Raw genomic sequence first — 20,120 nt, 5'->3', positions numbered from 1 at the left:
GTCAGTGGTCATTCGGTCAACTCGGTCGGGTGGTATTTCGAGTGGAATGAGAATTTCAGAATTGGAACATCGAAACTTCAGGGAAAGAAGACGCCATGTGGTTCCACTCGAGCTGGCAAGTCTGGGTGCCGGCGCCTTTTAGGGCCTATGCTGCTAAATTGCGATAAAACGCATGCGCCATGAACCTCTTGCATCATACACTCCATTGCGCCAAGAACGCCTCAGGCCCCGCAACAAAGGAACGCGCAATGGCTTTGCCGGTTAGGGATCAGCTTAGGTATTGGGGCATTGCGGCTATTGTTTTTGTGTTGCTGTTGTGGCTGTTGGGCGATGTCTTACTACCTTTCGTAATTGGTGGCGCAATCGCCTATTTTCTGGATCCGGTCGCTGACCGGCTTGAAAAATTGGGCCTGTCGCGCGTTGCGGCGACCGGTATAATTACTGTCGTCGGTGTGTTGGGGTTCGTCCTCATGATCCTTATGGTGGTCCCCGCCCTGATTACCCAGATGTTGGACCTGGTCGACGTTCTTCCCAGCCTTTTCAAAGAGCTTCGAGCCTTCATCGAAAAGCAGTTTCCATCGCTTTTAGATAGAGAGTCGAACACTCATCAAATGTTGGTTTCATTTGGAGAGACGCTTAAGTCGAAAACCGGGGACGTCTTGCAAACGGTGTTATCTTCGGTGGGCTCAGCTATCAATTTGTTGGTCCTTCTTGTCATCGTTCCCGTCGTAGCCGTTTACATGTTGCTCGACTGGGACCGTATGATAGCCAAAATTGGTGATTTGCTGCCCCGAGACCACGCACCCACGATAAAACGTCTGGCCCGCGAAATTGATGATGTTCTGGCGTCCTTTGTACGCGGAATGGGTACTGTTTGCCTAATTCTGGGAACATATTACGCCGTCGCACTCATGATAGTTGGATTACAATTTGGCCTGATTGTTGGGTTTATTGCTGGTTTGGTCACCTTTATCCCTTATCTGGGCGCATTAATCGGCGGCACACTGGCGATCGGATTAGCGCTGTTCCAATTTTGGGGCGATTGGGCGCATGTTGCTTTGGTCGCCGGTATTTTCATGGTTGGGCAAGTCACAGAAGGCAATTTCCTAACGCCAAAACTCGTCGGCCACTCGGTCGGCCTTCACCCGGTCTGGCTGTTGCTAGCTCTATCTGTATTCGGTGCATTGTTCGGTTTTGTCGGTATGCTGATCGCCGTACCGGTAGCCGCCGCTATCGGCGTTCTGGCAAGGTTTGGCACGACGCAATACTTAAGCAGCCGCCTATATACAGGCCTGGATGGGTCGGCGCAGGACAACGAATGAATGGCCACCCAACTTAGTTTTGATCTTCCATCGAAAACCGCCCTGGGGCGCGAAGATTTCTTTGTCTCACCCACCAACGCGCTTGCTGTGGCAATGATTTCAGCGACTTCCTGGCCTGGCAATAAGCTCGTACTAAGCGGCCCTGCTGGGTCCGGCAAGACACACTTGGCTCATGTCTGGGCAGCCGAGTCAGGCGGGCGGATCATTCCTTCTGTTGATTTAGTGAACGAAGATGTGCCCAATCTGGCACGCACCTCAATCGCAGTAGAAGATGTGCCCCAGATTTCCAGCGACCCTGAACGACAGAAAATATTGTTCCATCTGCATAATATGGTGCTTGCAGAAGGCAACGACCTGTTAATGACTGGCCGGCCTACGCCAAATCTGTGGGCGCTTTCGCTGGCGGACTTGCAAAGCCGGGTCGACGGCGCGCACCATGTTGCGCTTGAAGGCCCTGATGACGCGCTCTTAGGTGCCGTGTTGGCCAAACTTTTTGTAGATCGCCAACTGAACCCCAGTCCAGACGTAATCGCGTATCTCGTCAAGCATATGGACCGCAGTTTTGAAACTGCGTCCAAAGTGGTCGGTCTTATTGACGATCTGGCTCTCCGCGAAAAACGCGAGATCAACCGCGCTTTGGCAGTGCGGGTTCTTACCAATTTACGCTCCGAACTCAATTCATATGATTGACCGAAGTTTAACGATTTCGCATCCTGCTAAGCAAAGGAATGGGGAATTCATGGAACAGACCGGCGAGACTGACACCGCGGACTACGGCCCGTTTGGAAGGCCTTTGTTCGACGACCCCGGTGCAAGGGCGCTGGCCCGTGTTGGGGTTGTTGACGTTGGATCGAACTCTGTCCGAATGGTTATCTTTGATGGTGCCGCGCGCTCGCCTGCCTACTTCTTCAATGAAAAGGTCATGTGCGAACTTGGCGCTGGGCTTTCAGATACGGGTCGCCTGAACCCACTTGGACGGGAACGCGCACTTGCGGCGTTACATCGCTTTCAAGTTCTTGCGGACGATCTCGGCCTGCCCGCCTTACACTCTGTTGCCACCGCCGCCGTGCGAGAAGCCAAGGATGGCCCGGAATTCTGCAAAGAGGTCAAATCCAAGACCAGCCTAAACATCAACGTCGTTGATGGCGAAGAAGAAGCGCGATTATCTGCCCAAGGTGTTTTGCTCGGCTGGCCTGGAGCGTACGGATTGATTTGCGATATTGGTGGTTCTTCGGTCGAATTGGCAGAAATTGGTGATGGTAAAGTTGGCCGCAGAATGACTTCGGCACTTGGCCCTCTAAAATTGCGCGACATCAAAGGCGGGCGACGAGCCAGAAAGGCGCATATCAAAGCAACTATGGAAGAAATGCGGGATCAGATGGGTCCGCAAAAGGACCGTCTGTTTCTTGTCGGCGGAAGTTGGCGGGCATTTGCTCGACTGGATATGTTGCGCCGGAATTACCCCCTGAATGTGCTGCATGAATACCGTATGAGTAACAAGGCGGTTCGCGATACGATTAAGTTCATTGAAAATGGGGACCCAGACAAGCTGCGCAGTCAGGCGGGTGTCTCAAGCTCGCGCATGGCATTAATGCCCTATGCGATGGACGTTCTTTCCCGGTTAATCCGGACATTCAAACCAAAAGACATTGCAATCTCAAGTTATGGCATTCGTGAAGGGTTGCTGTTCGAACAAATGCCGCGACGTGTTCGCGACCGCGATCCCCTGATCGAAGCGAGCCGGTTCGCCGAAGCCAAGGATGCCCGCCTGCCCGGATTTGGAAAGCACCTTTTCGACTTCGTGATGCCCCTGTTTAAATCAGCGCCACCCCAAAAAGTTCGCCTGATCAAGGCGGCTTGTCTGCTACACGACGTCAGCTGGCGGGCCCATCCCGATTACCGCGCAGAAGCGTGTTTCGAATATGTTACCCGAGCCAACATGAGTGGACTGAAACATTCAGAAAGAGTTTTCATTGGATTGGCTCTGCAACACCGTTATCGCAACAAGCGCGAAGGAAACCGCTTTGCCCCATTGTACGAATTGCTGGATGAGCGCGGACAAAATGAGGCTGAAATTTTGGGTAAAGCACTGAGGTTCGGTGCGATGCTATGGATGCAACCTGATGCAGCGATGGGAAAACTCCGGTTTTTCCCAAAAAAGCAAGAACTTGACCTGATACTCCCCAAATCCGCCGCGCCTTTGTTCAACGAAGTGGCTGAGGCTAGGTTCAAATCTCTGGCAAACGCCTTGAACTCCGATACACGCATAATCATGCAGGGTTGAACTTGTCAGAACTCAGATATCAGTGAATTCTTCCGTTGAAGGTTCTTGCGCCCTAGGAGGCTCAGGTTCCTCGGGCTGAGGTTTTTTTCGAATTATGATGTCGCCATTAGGCAGCATTTCGGGCGTCTCGTATAACCCCCAATCCTGAACCTGAGCAGCGAGTTCAGCAAGCGCTGGTCCCATTTCCTGAATAAATGTTTGCATCGCAGGCCCGAACTGATCGGCAAAGCCTAGCAATTCATCAAAAGAGGGCTCCATTTCCTGCCGCAAACCTTCCAGGAACATTTCAGCTCCGCGTTCCATAAGCGATTTGCCATTATTTTCCTGCGCCTTTGCAGGCAATGCGGCAGTGACGCTCGCAACGCAGATCAATAGAATACGTGTCATGCTGGAAATATAGGACGCTGATACCTTTGTTGAAAGGTCAGAGATCAATATCCAGAGTGACCGGAAAATGATCCGAAGCATCCAGCAGCGCGTCGCGCAATTCCGTGTTAGACCAGCAGGCAGCATCCTTAAACGGATGCCAAATTCTCCAGCGAGGTTGAAGATCACGTAAATCCTTGCTGACCATTATGTAATCCAACAGCGCCTCAAGATACCTGCCCTCCTGTGGTAAAGCGAACCTTGCCGTTGAAAGAGAAACGTCTGGTCGCGGGCCATGCGTTTGTGCAGCGTGCGGGTCGTAAAGGCCCGCTTTGAGCAGGATTTCGACGGATGATCTTCCAAACAAATGTTCAAATTCATCCAGACCGGGGCCATCGTTCAGGTCGCCTAACAAAACGACGGGCTCGGATTTTTTTAAATGTGACCGTACCCGTTGAGCCAGCCACACGGCTTGCGCCAGCTGCTTTCGCCTGTTCGCAATGGAAAGTCGGATCGCTTCGTCCCGAGTGGTCGCTCCGTGCGGCGACTTTGATTTCAGATGCGTACCAATCAAACGGAATGTTTTCCCCGAGTTGGTTTCAATCTCCAACTCCAGCGGAGGTTTTGAAAACCTCACAATATCCTCAGTCGCGTCCACATCTAGATCGATACGAAAGAAGGTATCGAACCGCGGTGCATCCAGGCTGCCATTTTCATCGGCTGGTTCCCCAATCGGATCATGCCTGAGTGTCATCACGGATGGATCATACAGCAGGGCCAACTCTTGATGCGTTTCATTAGGAAACCCCATCACCGCTTGTGAGGTTCTCAGGTTAAATGCCTCAGTAAAACGCAAAAGTGCACGCACGGTGTTCTGTGTTCTGCCTGTGTTAGGTGCCTCGACGATCAAAATTGCGTCGGCATCAATTGCCGTCAAAACCTTGGCGATAGCCTCGATTTGCTGAATTTTTGTTACGTCGTGCCGCCCAGACCAGCTATCATCCACGATAAGTTTGTCGTTGCGGTCGAACAGATTGGCAAACCACTCAATATTATAGGTGGCCATCCGCATAGTTCAGACCCTTGCGCCGTTGATTTCGTCCCAGGCGCGGTTGATATCTATCATTTTCTTTTCAGCGAGGCGCACAGCTTCTTCTGGAACTCCGCGCGCCATCATTGCGTCCGGATGCGTCTCGCGCACAAGCTGCCGCCAAACTCGCCTGATTTCCGGCAAAGGCATGTCAGGCGCAACCCCTAGCACTGTGTAGGGATCATTAGGTGCGTCCGGGACAAATCGCGCTCGAAGTGCCATAAACTGAGCCTCGGACTGACCAAAGATGCGGCTGACCTCTGCAAGAAATTCGTTTTCGTTGGGATGATAAAAACCGTCTGCCATTGCGATATGGAACAGTCCTTCCATCAAATCGCATAGCGTGTTGTTGTCGTCCGCAAACATGCGCGAAATTTTTCTTGCGTAATCCTGATAACCTGCCACATCCGTTCGCGCCATGTCGAACACTTTTGCCGCGCCAGCCTCATCTTCGCGAGCGATCTGAAAGACTTCGCGGAATGCGGTGACCTCGTCGCGGGTCACATGTCCGTCGGCCTTGGCCATCTTGGCCCCTAACGCGATTACGGCGATTGCAAAGGCCACCGAACGCTCGGGCGGAGTACGCAACTTTTCAAAAACAGCAGTCAGACTTTCGCCTTTGGCTAGCGCGTTTAGTGCATCTGATATTCTGGTCCATATCGACATGAGCGCACCCTAACGCGCCGTGCTGCCGCTGTCAGGTGCAACAGTTCAGTTCGATGCAAGAATTTTCTGCATCAAAACCAAATCAAGCCAACGCCCCCATTTTCGTCCAACCTGCGGCATCCGGCCAACTTCGGAAAATCCAAGCGCCATATGGAAGGCAATCGCCGGAGGGTTTTCAGATGAAATACCCGCGACCAAAACATGGACATTATTTTCAATTGCCGCATTTTCCAAAGTAGTCATCAAAGCGCGACCTATTCCTCTGCCTCGCGCTTCAGGCGTCAGTTGAATTGAGTGCTCGCGGGTATGTGCGTAGCCAGGCCCTGACCGGAATGGGCCATATGTGGCGAACCCAAGGACCTTCCCTTCCTCCTCTGCCACCAGAAAATACCCGGATCGAGCCTCAATATCTGCTGCAATACTTTCGGGTTGGCGCACCTCAGTTGTGAAGGTCGCAAGACTGTCTCTTATGCTTGTGTTGGTAATCTGAGTAATAGACGCCGAATCTGCGGGCTGTGCGTGACGGATTTTCATTCCAAGGTGCGAACGCCCCAGGGCGTTTCAAACTCTGCCCGTATCGCTGCGGGACCGGTATCGAACTCGATCAGTTTTATCTGTCCCAACAACTTTGCCAATTCCAAAGCGTCAGGGTGATATACAATCAGGCGCCGTAATCGAACACCGCTGGATTGCAACATTCGTGCAGGGTGCAAATCCCCCTGCCATTGGATTAGCGCCGGATACAGGTTGTCGTACGGCAACCTCCCCGAGGCGGGCACCGCCATACGCCACCGCAATGCACCTCGATCCAAATCTATCGGAGTTACTGGCCCGTCAGGCATAGTTATGGCGTCAATGTCCGACACGCGGCAAATCCAGTTTGTCAGACGCGCAGGACCAGAGAAACGATCCAAATCAAACCAACGGGGTTGTTCGGGTGCAGGCGCATCTGGGTCGACTGCGATTGCCTCCAAATAAAGACCGTCTTCAAGCCCAAGCAGGCGATTGTAAGTACCGAATTTCGCGTGTTTGCCTCCCGGCTGCAAAGAAACACCAAGAGCTTGCTCGACGTGCGCAATCGCGGCTTCCAGCGTACTGCCTGAAACCGCGATGTGATCCAATTGCATCTATAGCCTCCTTCAGAACATTGGACGGCATATTCAACACCGCACCTACGACAACATCTTTGTCGCAAACTTATTACACACGACATAACAAGAAAAACTTTGTTCGCCGCCATCAAAGCATTAGCGTTTGGCGACGGCAATCAACCGCAGAATGTCCTGGGCGGCTTCAGGAATATTAGTGCCCGGTCCGAATATCGCCTTCACGCCGTGATCGTAGAGGAACTGGTAATCCTGTTGTGGAATCACGCCGCCGCAAATGACGATTATGTCCTCTGCCCCTGCTTTCTTAAGCTCTTCGACAAGTTGAGGCGCAAGAGTTTTGTGGCCAGCCGCCTGTGAAGATATTCCAACCACGTGAACGTCATTGTCCACCGCATCCTGTGCCGCTTCGGCTGGCGTTTGGAACAAAGGCCCTACGTCCACGTCAAATCCGATATCCGCGAACGCAGTCGCGATCACCTTGGCACCGCGGTCATGGCCGTCCTGACCCATTTTGACAACCAGCAAACGCGGGCGACGCCCTTCGGATTGGGCGAATTCCTCGATCGATTTCTGGATTGCCGCAAAACCTTCGTCGCCCTCATAAGCGGCGCCATAGACTCCGGCCAGTGTCTTTACTTCGGCCCGGTGACGACCGAATTCCTTTTCCATTGACATGCTGATCTCTCCTACGGATGCGCGGGCGCGGGCTGCCTCAACAGCGGCCGCCAACAGGTTGCCACCTTCGCGCGCGGTTGCGGTCAGATTGTCCAACGCGCGTTGGCACGCGGCCTCGTCACGGGTAGCGCGGATACGTTCTAGTCGGGCGACCTGAGCCTCGCGAACGGCAACATTGTCGACGTCGAGAATATCGATCGGGTCTTCCTGTTCCTTGCGGTATTTGTTGACGCCGACGATGACTTCTTCACCCCGGTCGATCATGGCCTGACGACGCGCAGCGCTTTCCTCGATCCGCAGCTTTGGCATTCCCGACGCAACAGCCTTGGTCATGCCGCCCATTTCTTCGACTTCCTCCATCAATGCCCAGGCTTTTTCAACCAGCTCATTAGTAAGGCTTTCTATGTAGTAAGAACCAGCAAGCGGATCGACCACGTCGGTCACACCGGTTTCTTCCTGCAGTACCAACTGGGTGTTTCGCGCGATGCGAGCCGAGAAATCGGTGGGCAGCGCAATTGCTTCATCAAGAGCATTGGTGTGCAGCGACTGTGTCCCACCCAGAACAGCACTCATCGCTTCATAAGCGGTGCGGATGACGTTGTTATATGGGTCCTGCTCTTGCAAAGACACGCCTGATGTCTGGCAGTGGGTCCTAAGCATTTTCGACCGCTCGGACTTTGCACCGAAGTCAGTCATCACCCTGTGCCACAAGGTGCGTGCGGCACGTAACTTCGCGATCTCCATAAAGAAATTCATGCCAATAGCGAAAAAGAACGACAAACGACCTGCGAACTTGTCCACGTCCATGCCGGCCTCGGTCGCCGCTCGCACATATTCACGCCCATCGGCAAGCGTGTAGGCCAGTTCCTGAACGAGGTTCGCGCCAGCCTCTTGCATATGATAGCCCGAAATCGAGATTGAATTGAATTTCGGCATCTCGTTCGAAGTAAATTCGATGATGTCCGAGATAATCCGCATCGAAGGATCAGGCGGATAGATATAGGTGTTGCGCACCATGAACTCTTTCAAAATGTCATTCTGAATGGTGCCTGACAGAACAGATTTATCGTGCCCCTGTTCTTCGCCTGCGACGATGAAACTCGCCAGAATGGGGATAACCGCGCCATTCATGGTCATGGAGACCGAAACTTTGTCCAGCGGAATTCCATCAAACAGAATCTTCATATCTTCAACGCTGTCGATAGCGACCCCTGCTTTTCCCACGTCACCGACCACACGCGGATGATCGCTGTCGTAACCCCGGTGGGTGGCCAAATCGAATGCCACGGAAACACCCTGTTGTCCGGCTGCCAGATTGCGGCGATAAAAAGCGTTTGATTCCTCGGCTGTAGAAAAACCGGCATACTGCCGGATCGTCCATGGACGCCCGGCATACATTGTCGCCTTCACACCGCGTGTGAACGGCCCGAAACCGGGCAAAGACCCCATATGGGGCAGACCCTCAGTATCTTCCTTTGTATACAGTGGCTTAACCGGAATACCCTCTAGTGTATCCTTAGTCAGATCGTCCAACGGACGTCCGCGCAGCTCATTCTCTGCAAGCGCTTGCCAGTCCTTCGCGTTGGTCATTGCATGTTCCTCTTGTTAATTCTGATCTCCGCAGAGTTGGAACTGCGGTTGAAAGTGTTCCGGGCGATCACCTGAATCGCAGTGATGCGCGACATTTTGAGCGCCATGTGAATTTCGCTGGTCGCATTCGTCGGTACACAGGCTATATTCATCTCAGCAGGAGGCCTTATGACACGAACGCTTGCCTTTGTTTTTGCGACACTATTCCCCTTGGTTGCGTGGGCGGCTGATGGCGCTGCGCCCGCGGACGATGACTTCATTCGTCCGGCAGGCGATAGCGACCTGAGCGAGTTTCTTTGGACCCACCGCCCAATTGTTGTCTTTGCAGACACGCCAGCCGATCCCCGCTTCCAAGAGCAGATCGACATGTTGCTGGACGGTGAAGAAGCCATGCGAGATCGCGACGTAATTGTCCTTACAGACACTGACCCATCGGCACGCTCTGCCGTTCGATCAAAGCTGCGCCCACGAGGGTTCCAGATGGTGTTTGTCGACAAAGACGGCGTGGTCAAACTACGTAAACCTTCGCCTTGGAGCGTTCGGGAAATCGGTAGATCAATCGACAAAACCCCGTTGCGCCAACGCGAAATTCGCGAACGCCGTGAAGGGGGATAAACCCGACATTCCGGTCGCCAATAACTAATGCCCAAAGCCGTCGAGATCAGTTTACTTGGCGACTGGGTCATCATGATCACTCAAACTCGATAATCACATCATCAACTGCGAGACTGTCGCCTGGACCCGCATTGATTTTGGCAACAACGCCTTTCTTTTCAGCGCGCAGAATATTCTCCATCTTCATCGCTTCGACTGTGCACAGGGCCTGCCCCTCCTGCACCTCCTGACCGACTTCGACATCAATCTTCACGATCAGTCCGGGCATTGGGCAAAGCAGCATTTTCGAAGTATCAGGCGGCAATTTCTCCGGCATTAACCTGGCTAGTTCCGCTTGACGCGGACGCCGCACGTGCACCTTAAGGTCTGCCCCCCGATTACGGATCCGGAAACCGCCCGAGATCTTTCCGGCCTTAAGGACCAATGGGCTGCCGTCAACGTCAAGAACCGCTAGTTGATCGCCGGGCGTCCAGTCAGATGTGACGCGCAGGGTAGAACCATCTTCAAAACGAACGGTTGCGCCTTCTTTATCGGCTCCAACCCGAACCGCGAATTCATGACCCTGTAGCGTAACCACCCAGCGGTTGCCCACTTTGCGTTCATGATTGTCCATTCTTCCCGAGACACGCGTCCGGCGAATTTCAGCGACACGGTGCATTGCTGCGCAGGAGGCAGCGATGCGACGCAGATCAGTTTTGGGCAATACGACCCCTTCAAAGCCGTCAGGATATTCTTCGGCAATAAAGGCCGTCGTCATGTCACCACTTATGAATTTTGAGTGGTCCATCACCGCTGATAGGAATGGTAGATTGTGCCCGATACCTTCGACTTCGAAACTGTCCAGCGCGACGCGCATCGCCTCGATCGCCTGCTCTCGCGTTGGCGCCCAAGTGCACAACTTGGCGATCATCGGATCGTAATACATGCTGATCTCGCCCCCCTCATAAACGCCAGTGTCATTGCGCACCGCATTTTCGCCACTAGGCGCATCGCCTTGCCATTTGTCATTTGCCAAAAGCGGACCAGCGGCAATCTCTTGCGGTGGGCGATAGCGGGTCAAACGGCCAATAGATGGCAAGAAATTTCGATAGGGATCCTCGGCGTACAGACGGTTTTCAATAGCCCATCCTGTCAAGGTCACCTCGTCCTGCGTAATCGACAGCTTTTCACCCGCCGCTACTCGGATCATTTGTTCCACAAGATCGACGCCGGTAATCAACTCGGTCACCGGGTGCTCGACCTGCAAACGTGTGTTCATTTCAAGAAAGTAAAAGTTCTTGTCCCCGTCAACGATGAACTCAACCGTCCCCGCGCTGGCATAGTCCACCGCTTTGGCCAAGGCCACTGCCTGCTCTCCCATGGCTTTTCGCGTGTCAGGATCAAGGAAGGGCGACGGTGCTTCTTCCACAACTTTTTGGTTGCGTCGCTGAATCGAACATTCGCGCTCACCCAAGTAGACTCCATTGCCATGGCCGTCGCACAGCACCTGAATTTCAATGTGACGTGGCTGTGTCACGAACTTCTCAATGAAAATCCGGTCGTCGCCAAAGGAATTAGCCGCTTCATTCTTGGAAGACTGAAAGCCTTCTCGCGCTTCGCCGTCATTCCACGCAATTCGCATTCCCTTGCCACCGCCACCAGCGCTGGCCTTGATCATCACCGGATAGCCAATTTCGTTCGAAATTTTCACCGCTTCTTCGGCGTCTTCGATCAAACCCATATAGCCCGGCACCGTAGAGACGCCCGCATCCTGAGCGATTTTCTTTGACGTTATCTTGTCACCCATCGCTTCGATTGCGCCTTTTGGCGGGCCGACAAACGCGACACCTTCCGCTTCTAGCGCTTCTGCGAATTTTGCGTTCTCAGATAGGAAACCATATCCAGGGTGAACCGCCTCCGCCCCGCTTTGTCGGATGGCGTCCATTACCTTATCTATCACGATATAGGATTGATTGGCAGGCGGAGGTCCGATGTGAACAGCCTCATCAGCCATTGAAACATGCAGCGCGTTCTTGTCGGCGTCCGAATAAATGGCAACAGTGCCAATTCCCATCTTTTGGGCCGTCTTGATGACGCGGCAGGCAATCTCGCCCCGATTGGCGATCAGGATCTTGTTGAACATGAAACGTCCTTTGTCTTTGTATTCGGGAAACGCAAAGCGCCGTTGCAGGATCTGACCCCAGCAACGGCGTATAGCTTGATATCGGAAGGGGCGACGGCACGCGCCCGCAAGAATTCCGGGTTATCTACAAGTGTTCTGTGTTTTGCAGTAAAGCACATTGCCTGCGGCGCCGACCACCGCGCCCAATAGCGGGTCGGCACTGACCACTGCTGCGCCCACGGCTCCCGCGCCGCCACCAAGCAGCGCCTGTTCACCGACGGTGTCGCCACACGCTGCGAGACCCGCGCAGGCCGTCGCAACAAACAAGAGTTTCGAGATTCGCATTTATTCTGCCCTTTACGCCTTCTAATTGTTGTCGGTGGCAAATGGGACAATCCATCGTTGTTATTCAATAACAACATCAGAGACATTCGATAATGCGCAGAAAGTTGCTGTTCGCGGTAGGAGAACGGCAAAAAGAAAACCGCGGACAGAGATATGTGGGGAACACAGACCTGCCCGCGGAAGGAAGGGGTACGGAATAGTAGGTGCATGTGCGACGCAGGCAAAGTTGAGCCGCACGGCACAGACAGCTTGCATGCTACATTTTCAGCCGCCAACAATGCACTTTTTCCAGTTGCGATTCCGGCTGAAACCTGCCCATCGGAATTTTTGTCGCGCAGTTTTGCGCCTATTCCGGAATTACTCGATTCAGTAGCTTCATATGACGCCAGAACCCAGTTTATGAGTAAATCTAGATGCACATGGCCTTCTTGGTTCCTATCGGACATCCGGAATTTTGGGGCAATTTTCGACTTACGTGAGCGTACTCTCATGCCAACTGCATTGGGCCTCATATTCCGTATATCACGAATATGATTTTCAGCTGTCCCAGTCACCTTTACCGCACCCCATCCAATATATCGGCAAAAGACTGTCGTGCCGTGTCCACGTCAATTACCAACAAAGCTTCGTAGCTGGACGGATCAAAAGGGTCTTCTGCAGCGACGACTTCCCGTCCAAATAGCCAGCTCAGCCGACCAGCATCCAAATTGCCGCGCTCAAAAGGCTGATCGCCGAAATGCTGCCATAAAGCCTCGAAAAACGCAGCGTCTGCCCGCCGGTCAGCAGGTTTTCGATCGCGAAAACGTTCCCTGCGGGTCAAAGGTGTTACGCCTTTGGGATTGGCCCGGCGAATTGTGAACTGATAGTCGGTACCGGCCAGGCGACCGGGAAATCCACGGTGCTTTATCATGATCAAAGCCCCTCCCAAATACACTGGGATTGTTCCAATCGGTAGGCTTCAAAAAATTGCGTCGCCTCGGGCGAAGAGGAGCCGAAATCGATTGGCCGATCCGAGAATGAGATAACAACCCGTGCTGGATCCAGTTTGTGCTGAGCTACATAAGGAACCGCCAAAACCTCGCAAAGGTGCGCCATATCGACAACAGCCACATCATAGGTGATGCGCCCGACGGTCGAACCGATTTTGGGCGCAACAAACCGAAACCGCACCCAAAGTTCGCCCGGATTGGTGTCTAGCAGAACGTTACTTAATTCAACCGGTTGCCCGGATGGCACTGGCAGAAGATTTTCCGCCATGGCTTGCCCTGGGAACCACGCCACAGACAAAACCAATGTCGACCATCCAAGTTTATCCCTCAGACGACTCATGCCTGACACCGAGGCTAAGCGACAGACGCGGTTGGATTTCTTGCTGATATGTCTTTTGCGGCGGTTCATTGGTTAACTAGCGCAATGGCATCTAAGTGTTGAACGTGTCTAATCGTCAGGCAGTGTTACGCCCCGTTGCAGCTAGAGCGGAATATTGTCATGTTTTTTCCATGGGTTTTTCAGCTTTTTGTTTCGCAAGCTCGCGAATGCCCGAGAAACCCTACGACGGGTGGAATGAGGCATGATCACCTCGTCAATGAAGCCACGCTCTGCCGCAACAAACGGATTGGCAAAGCGATTCTCATAGTCCTGAGTGTGTTGCGCAATTTTGTCGGCATCACCAAGATCAGCGCGGTGAATAATCTCGGTCGCGCCCTTCGCGCCCATGACGGCAATCTCGGCTGTCGGCCAGGCATAGTTGAAATCCCCGCGCAAATGTTTTGAAGCCATCACGTCGTACGCACCGCCGTAGGCTTTGCGTGTAATTACCGTAACCTTTGGAACTGTTGCTTCTCCGTACGCGAACAACAATTTCGCGCCGTGCTTGATTACGCCGCCATATTCCTGCGAGGTCCCCGGCAAAAAGCCGGGCACGTCCACAAGCGTCAAGATTGGAATCTCAAAACAGTCGCAGAACCTTACGAACCGGGCTGCCTTTCGTGAGCTGTCGATGTCCAGACAACCGGCCAGAACCATCGGCTGGTTGGCGACCACACCTACCGTTTGTCCCTCCAAACGGATGAATCCGGTGATGATGTTCTTGGCGAAATCTTCCTGAATTTCGTAGAAATCACCCTCGTCAGCCACTTTGGTAATGAGTTCCTTCATATCATAGGGGGTATTTGGGTTGTCCGGAATCAAAGTGTCCAATGATGCTTCGATCCGATCAGGCTCGTCAAAGAAAGGGCGAACAGGTGGCTTTTCACGATTATTCAGCGGCAGAAAGTCAACCAGGCGCCGAACTTCAGCTAATGCCTCGACATCGTTTTCAAACGCTCCGTCCGCAACCGAGGACTTTTTGGTGTGCGTGGAAGCTCCACCCAATTCCTCTGCGGTAACAACTTCGTTCGTCACGGTCTTCACGACATCGGGGCCCGTAACGAACATGTAAGACGTGTCTTTCACCATGAAAATAAAATCCGTCATGGCCGGGCTGTATACCGCTCCGCCAGCGCATGGACCCATAATAACGCTAATCTGCGGCACCACGCCCGACGCCATGATATTTCGCTGAAACACCTCAGCATATCCTGCAAGCGACGCCACACCTTCCTGAATTCGCGCTCCGCCAGAGTCGTTGATGCCAATTACAGGCGCACCATTCTGAATAGCCATGTCCATGATTTTGCAGATTTTCTGAGCGTGCGTTTCTGACAGGGAACCACCAAAAACGGTAAAGTCCTGCGAAAATACATATACCATGCGACCGTTAATCGTGCCCCAACCGGTAACGACTCCATCCCCTGCGGGCCTTTGGTTTTCCATTCCGAAATCAGTGCAACGGTGGCTGACGAACATGTCGAATTCTTCAAAGCTGCCTTCGTCGACCAATAACTCGATTCGTTCACGCGCAGTAAGCTTCCCTCTTGCGTGCTGCGAGTCGATCCGCTTTTGCCCACCGCCCAGCCGTGCATTGTTACGGCGCTCTTCAAGCTCGGAAAGGATGTCTTTCATGGCGATAATCCCCTGTCAAATTTGGCGCGACTTTACAATTAAGCCTGCGCCGACCAAAGAGTTTTTCGGCAAATTTGCAAACTAATAGCAATCCGCCCTTAGGAAAACGCAAAGTTGCTAACCCACCACATCAATTGCAAAGACGAATAGTAATCGAACAAACCTACCTATACATGTGAACCATGCAGTTCAGCTCTCAATCATCGCATCGATCTCCGCCCAGCATAACAACACTTGTTTTACTTTCCGGGCTTTCCGCACTGAGCATGAATCTGTTCCTGCCCAGTCTACCCAACATGGCTCTTTATTTCGACGCTGACTACAAAGTCATGCAACTGTCCATAGCGCTCTACCTTTTGGTAAACGCAGTGCTCCAGATTCTTATCGGCCCTATCGCGGACAAGGCCGGACGCAGGCCGGTTCTTTTATGGGGGCTTGCCCTGTTTCTGCTTTCCACATTGGGCTGTATTTTTGCCCCCAACGCGCAGGTATTCCTAGCGTTTAGAATGTGTCAGGCCGTTATCGTAGTTGGCATCGTGCTTAGCCGAGCCGCAGTTCGTGACATGTACTCTCAAGATCAAGCAGCATCAATGATTGGGTATGTGACCATGGGCATGGCCATAGTACCTATGATCGGTCCGGCAATCGGTGGTTTTCTGGAAGAAGGGTTTGGTTGGAAGGCTAATTTTTGGCTGCCCTTCGGATTGGCAGCACTTACACTCGGCTTAACTTATTATGACTTTGGCGAGACTGCAGCCAAGAGCGGTAAAACACTTATCGAGCAATTCCGCGAATTTCCAGAACTGCTGAGATCGCCTCGATTTTGGGGGTATTCTTTGTCCTCTGCTCTTTCTTCGGGCGCATTCTTCGCCTATCTGGGCGGCGCCCCATTCATTGGCACTCAGGTTTTTGGATTGAGCGCATCTGAGGTTGGGGTTTATTTTGGCGCACCGGCAATTGGGTACTTCTTCGGGAATTTCATTAGCGGAAGATATTCAGTGCGCTTTGGCGTCAACAGAATGGTTTTTTATGGCTGCTGGCTGAACGCTATTGGGGTGATTTTGTCAGCCGCCGTGTTCTTGGCTGACTTGGGTACTGCCCTCAGTTTTTTCGGCTTTATGACCTTTGTCGGCCTCGGCAACGGGATGTCCATTCCAAATGCGACAGCTGGGGCACTGTCAGTGCGTCCACATCTGGCCGCGACGGCCTCGGGATTGAGCGGTGCCATTATGCTGGGCGGCGGGGCAGCCCTTAGTGCGTCAGCAGGTGCCATGCTGACCCGCGAGACCGGAGCAATGCCCCTGCTGTGGCTGATGTTGGGCACCTCAGTTATGGCAATTATTGCCATCTATACTGTAATTGTGCGTGAACGACAGTTGGGCCTGTAATAGCTTGCGAATACCGGTTTGCAAAGTTAGCCTTCCGGTTAAGTAAATCTGCAAAGGCACTCAATGGCCACTCAAAAGCTATACGCAGGCGCGAAACTACGAGAAATGCGCACGCGCCTCGCCGTGACCCAAAAGGAATTTGCCGCCAAGCTAGGTATTTCCCTGCCCTACCTGAACCAGATGGAGAATAATAACCGGCCGATCTCGACCACTGTTGTTCTTGCCCTTGCACAAGAGTTCGGGATGGACGTCACCGAACTGAGTACCGGCGACAGCGAACGGCTTGTTTCCGACATGCGTGAGGCATTGGCCGATCCTTTGTTTGCCGACAATATGCCGCCATTGGCGGATCTAAGATTGACGGCCTCAAATGCTCCCGCCCTTGCCCGTGCATTTATCGAGCTGCATAGAACCTATCGCCAAACCCACGAACGGCTGGCGTCGCTGGACGAAGCTTTGGGTCGGGAAGATGCTCAGATTCAAGCAAGCCCCTGGGAAGAGGTTCGAGACTTTTTTCACTATTGTGACAACTACATTGATGCCGTCGACCGTGCAGCCGAGAGATTTGCTGCGCAAGCTGCAGATGTTGGCGACATTCGAAAAGCCGCGGTCGAAAGTCTTTCAGCGCAGGGAATTCAAGTTAGTTTCGCCGATATTGAAACTCTCCGCATCTATGATTTGGCGAACAAAACCCTCCGTTTGTCATCGCGTGCAGCGCCGCAGACACAGGTTTTTCAGCTCTTGCTTCAGGTCGCTTTGATAAACCAGGACAAATTGCTCGAAGCTACTCTGGACTTTGCCAAATTTCAAAGCGAAGAGGCGCGGTCCATCGCAAAGATCGGCTTGGCCAACTATTTCGCTGGCGCGTCATTGATGCCCTACGCCACCTTTCTTGCGGCTGCGCAAGAAGCTCGGCACGATCTAGAACTTCTTAGCAACCGTTTCGGCGCCTCAATCGAACAGGTTGCGCATCGGCTGTCCACCCTGCAACGCCCCGGCGCGAAGGGTATCCCGTTTTTCTTTGTGCGTGTCGATCAGGCTGGAACAATAACCAAACGCCATTCCGCCACTCGGCTTCAGTTTGCGCGGTTCGGTGGCGCTTGCCCGCTTTGGAATGTTCATCGAGCATTCGAAACACCGGGACATTTCCTGCGCCAACTGGCTGAAACGCCAGATGGTGTAAGGTATATTTCGTTGGCATGCGATGTTTCGAAATCCGGCGGTTCTTTCGGGGCTCCTGTGCGCCGCTATGCAATAGCCCTAGGGTGCGAGACACGTCATGCCAGAGCACTTGTTTACGCTGACAACCTCGATATCGACAATGCGAGCGCCTATGAGCCGATCGGTATCTCATGCAGAATATGTGAGCGTCAAACCTGCCACCAGCGTTCTGTCCCGCCGCTGGAAAGGCGACTGACCATAGACGCGCATACCCGCGGAACACTACCGTATCAAGTGACTTGAAATGTGTTCTGGAACGACGACACTTAAGCCGGCTTAAAAGCGGGATGACCCCGCCCGTAAAGTTAAGCTTTCGACAAAATCCCCCAGATTTCATCCTTGAGGGCTGCACGCTTTTTCCGCAACTCGACCTCGGCCAATTCCTCCATCGGTGAAACGTTGGTTTCGGCCCGATGAACAGTGCGATTCAATTCGTGATACTCTTCTGCCAGCCGAGCAAAATGTGCATCGGTTTGTTTAAGCTGGCTCATCAATTCAACCTTGTCTGGGAATTCTTCGGCCAGTTCATGCGGGGTGTGAGACATCTTGTTCGCTCCTTTGTTTGGCGTTGCGTCCAAGTTTTATCGATGTCCAGAGGCCGTCACTTTGACCCGGATCAAGTTTCCGTCCAAATCAATTTTGACACCAAAAAGAATAATCCCATCAGGTTCGCCCTGACCAGAATTTTACCTTTGCTGCGATGCCCAGTTGGGATGTATCCAAGGCCTGTCATTCGCTTTTGGCAAGGGATCTTTGCCCAACAAGTGATCCGAAACTTTCTCACCCACCATGATAGAAGGAGCGTTCAGGTTACCGTTGGTGATCTGCGGAAAGACCGAGCTATCTGCAACGCGTAACCCGTCGACTCCGATCACGCGCCCATGCGGATCAACAACGGCCTGTTTGTCGTCAGTCCGTCCCATTCGACAGGTTCCGCAAGGGTGATAGGCGCTTTCTGCATGTTCGGCGATAAAACCATTTAACTCTTCGTCGGATTGCAAAGACGCGCCAGGTTGGATTTCTTCCCCCGCGAAGTGTTCGAATGCTTCCTGACCAAAGATTTCTCGTGTCAGTCGAATGCAGGTCCGGAAATCCTCCCAATCCTTTTCGTGGCTCATGTAGTTGAAACGGATCACCGGTGCATCTTCAGGTCGATTTGATCGCAACGTGACCGTACCACGGGACGGGGAACGCATCGGGCCGACATGTGCCTGAAACCCATGTCCTTCAGCGGCGGCCTGACCGTCATAACGTATCGCCATAGGCAAGAAGTGATACTGGATATCTGGGTATTCGACACCTGGTTTCGACCTGATGAACGCAGCGCTTTCAAATTGGTTTGATGCCCCAAGCCCAGTTTTGGTGAACAGCCACTGCGCACCAATCAGACCCTTACTGATGAGGTTCCAGTGTTTGTACAATGTAATCGGCTGCAAGGATGCCTGCTGGATATACAGTTCCAAGTGATCCTGCAGGTTTGCGCCGACGCCGGGTCGATCCGCAACCACGTCGATTTTGTGCTCCGCCAAGTGTGAGGCCGGCCCGATACCGGACAGCATCAGCAATTTGGGTGAGTTTATCGACGACGCCGCCAAAACGACTTCTCGATTGGCCTTGATAACCTCCTTCTTCCCACCGCGGATCAGTTCGACACCTGCTGCACGTCCCTCCTCAAAAACGACGCGTGCAGCCAGTCCCCTGACGATACTGCAATTCCCGCGCCTGAGCGCAGGCTTTAGATATGCGTTTGCTGCTGACCATCGACGACCTTTCCAGACAGTCTGCTCCATCGGGCCAAAGCCTTCTTGCTTTTCGCCGTTGTAGTCGCCTGTTACCTCGTAACCGGCTTGCCTTCCCGCGTCGACAAAGGCTTGAAACAAAGGGTTTTTACGCGGTCCGCGCGATACGTGTAGAGGCCCGTCTTTACCTCGCCACGTTGGATCCCCACCATGACCGTTGTCGTGCCATGTTTCCATGCGTTTGTAGTAAGGCAAGACATCGGAATAGGACCACCCGTTCGCTCCCATCTCGGCCCAGGTGTCAAAATCACGCGCGTGCCCTCGTACATAAACCATCCCGTTTATCGAGGAAGATCCTCCAATGACCTTACCCCGAGGGCATGCCAGCCGGCGATTGTTTAAATGAGGTTCAGGTTCAGACCTATAGCCCCAATCATAACGCGACATGTTCATTGGGTAACTAAGTGCGGCCGGCATCTGAATGAACGGCCCCGCATCGGTACCGCCATGTTCAATCACCAGAACCGAGGCACCCGCCTCGCTCAACCGATACGCCATCGCACATCCGGCGGATCCAGCGCCTACGATGACAAAATCTGCTTGCAT

Annotated in this window: 19 protein-coding genes; 6 read left to right on the top strand and 13 right to left on the bottom strand. The window is 53.1% G+C overall.

The features are described 5' to 3' along the window. The first annotated feature begins 248 nt into the window (after positions 1 to 248). From AC2FNV_RS06620 to AC2FNV_RS06610, 3 genes are read left to right on the top strand one after another with little or no spacing between them, the layout of a single operon-like run. On the top strand, positions 249 to 1,322 hold the full coding sequence (locus AC2FNV_RS06620) for an AI-2E family transporter (RefSeq protein ID WP_170607350.1): 1,074 nt from the start codon (positions 249 to 251) through the stop codon (positions 1,320 to 1,322). Next, positions 1,323 to 2,012: a P-loop NTPase family protein gene (locus AC2FNV_RS06615; RefSeq protein WP_170607062.1), complete on the top strand. Its 690-nt coding sequence runs from the start codon at positions 1,323 to 1,325 to the stop codon at positions 2,010 to 2,012. A 49-nt stretch (positions 2,013 to 2,061) separates the two neighbouring features. Beyond that, on the top strand, positions 2,062 to 3,606 hold the full coding sequence (locus AC2FNV_RS06610) for a Ppx/GppA family phosphatase (protein WP_496772771.1): 1,545 nt from the start codon (positions 2,062 to 2,064) through the stop codon (positions 3,604 to 3,606). Between the two features lie 12 nt (positions 3,607 to 3,618). Here the strand turns inward: AC2FNV_RS06610 and AC2FNV_RS06605 are convergent, their stop codons facing one another. From AC2FNV_RS06605 to scpA, 6 genes are all read right to left on the bottom strand, one after another. Next, on the bottom strand, positions 3,619 to 3,993 hold the full coding sequence (locus AC2FNV_RS06605) for a hypothetical protein (protein WP_170478760.1): 375 nt from the start codon (positions 3,991 to 3,993) through the stop codon (positions 3,619 to 3,621). A 37-nt stretch (positions 3,994 to 4,030) separates the two neighbouring features. After that, positions 4,031 to 5,044 (bottom strand): endonuclease/exonuclease/phosphatase family protein, encoded by a 1,014-nt coding sequence (locus tag AC2FNV_RS06600; protein ID WP_170607066.1) that lies wholly within the window; start codon positions 5,042 to 5,044, stop codon positions 4,031 to 4,033. Positions 5,045 to 5,047: 3 nt separating this feature from the next. Further along, positions 5,048 to 5,728 (bottom strand): molecular chaperone DjiA, encoded by a 681-nt coding sequence (locus AC2FNV_RS06595; protein ID WP_170607068.1) that lies wholly within the window; start codon positions 5,726 to 5,728, stop codon positions 5,048 to 5,050. Positions 5,729 to 5,773: 45 nt separating this feature from the next. Further along, the gene (locus AC2FNV_RS06590) at positions 5,774 to 6,262 is read right to left on the bottom strand and encodes a GNAT family N-acetyltransferase (protein ID WP_170607069.1); all 489 of its coding nucleotides are present in this window, start codon (positions 6,260 to 6,262) and stop codon (positions 5,774 to 5,776) included. Further along, entirely contained in the window at positions 6,259 to 6,855 is a 597-nt protein-coding gene (locus tag AC2FNV_RS06585) for a VOC family protein (RefSeq protein WP_170607071.1), read from the bottom strand. The genes AC2FNV_RS06590 and AC2FNV_RS06585 overlap by 4 nt, the downstream gene beginning before the upstream one ends. A 120-nt stretch (positions 6,856 to 6,975) precedes the next feature. Beyond that, entirely contained in the window at positions 6,976 to 9,102 is a 2,127-nt protein-coding gene (gene scpA / locus AC2FNV_RS06580; RefSeq protein WP_170607073.1) for a methylmalonyl-CoA mutase, read from the bottom strand. A gap of 168 nt (positions 9,103 to 9,270) precedes the next feature. Between scpA and AC2FNV_RS06575 the strand changes: the two genes are divergently transcribed. Next, positions 9,271 to 9,717, top strand: coding sequence for a DUF4174 domain-containing protein (locus AC2FNV_RS06575; protein ID WP_170607075.1), 447 nt, complete (start codon positions 9,271 to 9,273; stop codon positions 9,715 to 9,717). Positions 9,718 to 9,793: 76 nt separating this feature from the next. Here AC2FNV_RS06575 and AC2FNV_RS06570 read toward each other — a convergent pair whose 3' ends face one another. The 5 genes from AC2FNV_RS06570 to AC2FNV_RS06550 all read right to left on the bottom strand — a co-directional run bounded on the left by AC2FNV_RS06570 (position 9,794) and on the right by AC2FNV_RS06550 (position 15,166). Next, positions 9,794 to 11,839: an acetyl-CoA carboxylase biotin carboxylase subunit gene (locus AC2FNV_RS06570; RefSeq protein WP_170607077.1), complete on the bottom strand. Its 2,046-nt coding sequence runs from the start codon at positions 11,837 to 11,839 to the stop codon at positions 9,794 to 9,796. A gap of 120 nt (positions 11,840 to 11,959) precedes the next feature. Beyond that, positions 11,960 to 12,163 (bottom strand): hypothetical protein, encoded by a 204-nt coding sequence (locus AC2FNV_RS06565; protein ID WP_170478745.1) that lies wholly within the window; start codon positions 12,161 to 12,163, stop codon positions 11,960 to 11,962. Between the two features lie 556 nt (positions 12,164 to 12,719). Further along, positions 12,720 to 13,073: a hypothetical protein gene (locus tag AC2FNV_RS06560; protein WP_170607079.1), complete on the bottom strand. Its 354-nt coding sequence runs from the start codon at positions 13,071 to 13,073 to the stop codon at positions 12,720 to 12,722. 2 nt (positions 13,074 to 13,075) lie between these two features. After that, entirely contained in the window at positions 13,076 to 13,492 is a 417-nt protein-coding gene (locus AC2FNV_RS06555) for a DUF6497 family protein (RefSeq protein WP_254442588.1), read from the bottom strand. Between the two features lie 141 nt (positions 13,493 to 13,633). Beyond that, entirely contained in the window at positions 13,634 to 15,166 is a 1,533-nt protein-coding gene (locus tag AC2FNV_RS06550; protein WP_170478742.1) for an acyl-CoA carboxylase subunit beta, read from the bottom strand. Between the two features lie 182 nt (positions 15,167 to 15,348). On the opposite strand from AC2FNV_RS06550, the gene AC2FNV_RS06545 reads away from it, so the two are divergent. Further along, positions 15,349 to 16,554 carry a multidrug effflux MFS transporter gene (locus tag AC2FNV_RS06545; RefSeq protein WP_170478740.1) on the top strand — a complete coding sequence of 402 codons (1,206 nt, stop codon included), beginning with the start codon at positions 15,349 to 15,351 and terminating at the stop codon, positions 16,552 to 16,554. A gap of 63 nt (positions 16,555 to 16,617) precedes the next feature. Beyond that, positions 16,618 to 18,018, top strand: a complete 1,401-nt coding sequence (locus AC2FNV_RS06540) for a helix-turn-helix domain-containing protein (protein WP_170607083.1) — start codon at positions 16,618 to 16,620, stop codon at positions 18,016 to 18,018. 62 nt (positions 18,019 to 18,080) lie between these two features. On the opposite strand, the gene AC2FNV_RS06535 is transcribed toward AC2FNV_RS06540, so the two are convergent. Both AC2FNV_RS06535 and betA read right to left on the bottom strand, forming a co-directional pair. Beyond that, complete coding sequence (locus tag AC2FNV_RS06535; RefSeq protein ID WP_170478736.1) at positions 18,081 to 18,320, bottom strand: HP1242/YdcH family protein; 240 nt, start codon at positions 18,318 to 18,320, stop codon at positions 18,081 to 18,083. Between the two features lie 141 nt (positions 18,321 to 18,461). Continuing rightward, positions 18,462 to 20,120: a choline dehydrogenase gene (gene betA / locus AC2FNV_RS06530; RefSeq protein ID WP_170607085.1), complete on the bottom strand. Its 1,659-nt coding sequence runs from the start codon at positions 20,118 to 20,120 to the stop codon at positions 18,462 to 18,464.

The organism is Ruegeria sp. BHSA163 (assembly GCF_059613365.1).
Note: the sequence above shows the minus strand (reverse complement) of the source record. Positions and strands in the feature narration are given on the sequence as shown.

Bases quoted from the DNA above. Each gene is read 5' to 3' on its own strand.
- AC2FNV_RS06620 (WP_170607350.1), top strand. From the start codon at position 249: ATGGCTTTGCCGGTTAGGGATCAGCTTAGGTATTGGGGCATTGCGGCT.
- AC2FNV_RS06615 (WP_170607062.1), top strand. From the start codon at position 1,323: ATGGCCACCCAACTTAGTTTTGATCTTCCATCGAAAACCGCCCTGGGG.
- AC2FNV_RS06610 (WP_496772771.1), top strand. From the start codon at position 2,062: ATGGAACAGACCGGCGAGACTGACACCGCGGACTACGGCCCGTTTGGA.
- AC2FNV_RS06605 (WP_170478760.1), bottom strand. From the start codon at position 3,993: ATGACACGTATTCTATTGATCTGCGTTGCGAGCGTCACTGCCGCATTG.
- AC2FNV_RS06600 (WP_170607066.1), bottom strand. From the start codon at position 5,044: ATGCGGATGGCCACCTATAATATTGAGTGGTTTGCCAATCTGTTCGAC.
- AC2FNV_RS06595 (WP_170607068.1), bottom strand. From the start codon at position 5,728: ATGTCGATATGGACCAGAATATCAGATGCACTAAACGCGCTAGCCAAA.
- AC2FNV_RS06590 (WP_170607069.1), bottom strand. From the start codon at position 6,262: ATGAAAATCCGTCACGCACAGCCCGCAGATTCGGCGTCTATTACTCAG.
- AC2FNV_RS06585 (WP_170607071.1), bottom strand. From the start codon at position 6,855: ATGCAATTGGATCACATCGCGGTTTCAGGCAGTACGCTGGAAGCCGCG.
- scpA (WP_170607073.1), bottom strand. From the start codon at position 9,102: ATGACCAACGCGAAGGACTGGCAAGCGCTTGCAGAGAATGAGCTGCGC.
- AC2FNV_RS06575 (WP_170607075.1), top strand. From the start codon at position 9,271: ATGACACGAACGCTTGCCTTTGTTTTTGCGACACTATTCCCCTTGGTT.
- AC2FNV_RS06570 (WP_170607077.1), bottom strand. From the start codon at position 11,839: ATGTTCAACAAGATCCTGATCGCCAATCGGGGCGAGATTGCCTGCCGC.
- AC2FNV_RS06565 (WP_170478745.1), bottom strand. From the start codon at position 12,163: ATGCGAATCTCGAAACTCTTGTTTGTTGCGACGGCCTGCGCGGGTCTC.
- AC2FNV_RS06560 (WP_170607079.1), bottom strand. From the start codon at position 13,073: ATGATAAAGCACCGTGGATTTCCCGGTCGCCTGGCCGGTACCGACTAT.
- AC2FNV_RS06555 (WP_254442588.1), bottom strand. From the start codon at position 13,492: ATGAGTCGTCTGAGGGATAAACTTGGATGGTCGACATTGGTTTTGTCT.
- AC2FNV_RS06550 (WP_170478742.1), bottom strand. From the start codon at position 15,166: ATGAAAGACATCCTTTCCGAGCTTGAAGAGCGCCGTAACAATGCACGG.
- AC2FNV_RS06545 (WP_170478740.1), top strand. From the start codon at position 15,349: ATGCAGTTCAGCTCTCAATCATCGCATCGATCTCCGCCCAGCATAACA.
- AC2FNV_RS06540 (WP_170607083.1), top strand. From the start codon at position 16,618: ATGGCCACTCAAAAGCTATACGCAGGCGCGAAACTACGAGAAATGCGC.
- AC2FNV_RS06535 (WP_170478736.1), bottom strand. From the start codon at position 18,320: ATGTCTCACACCCCGCATGAACTGGCCGAAGAATTCCCAGACAAGGTT.
- betA (WP_170607085.1), bottom strand. From the start codon at position 20,120: ATGCAAGCAGATTTTGTCATCGTAGGCGCTGGATCCGCCGGATGTGCG.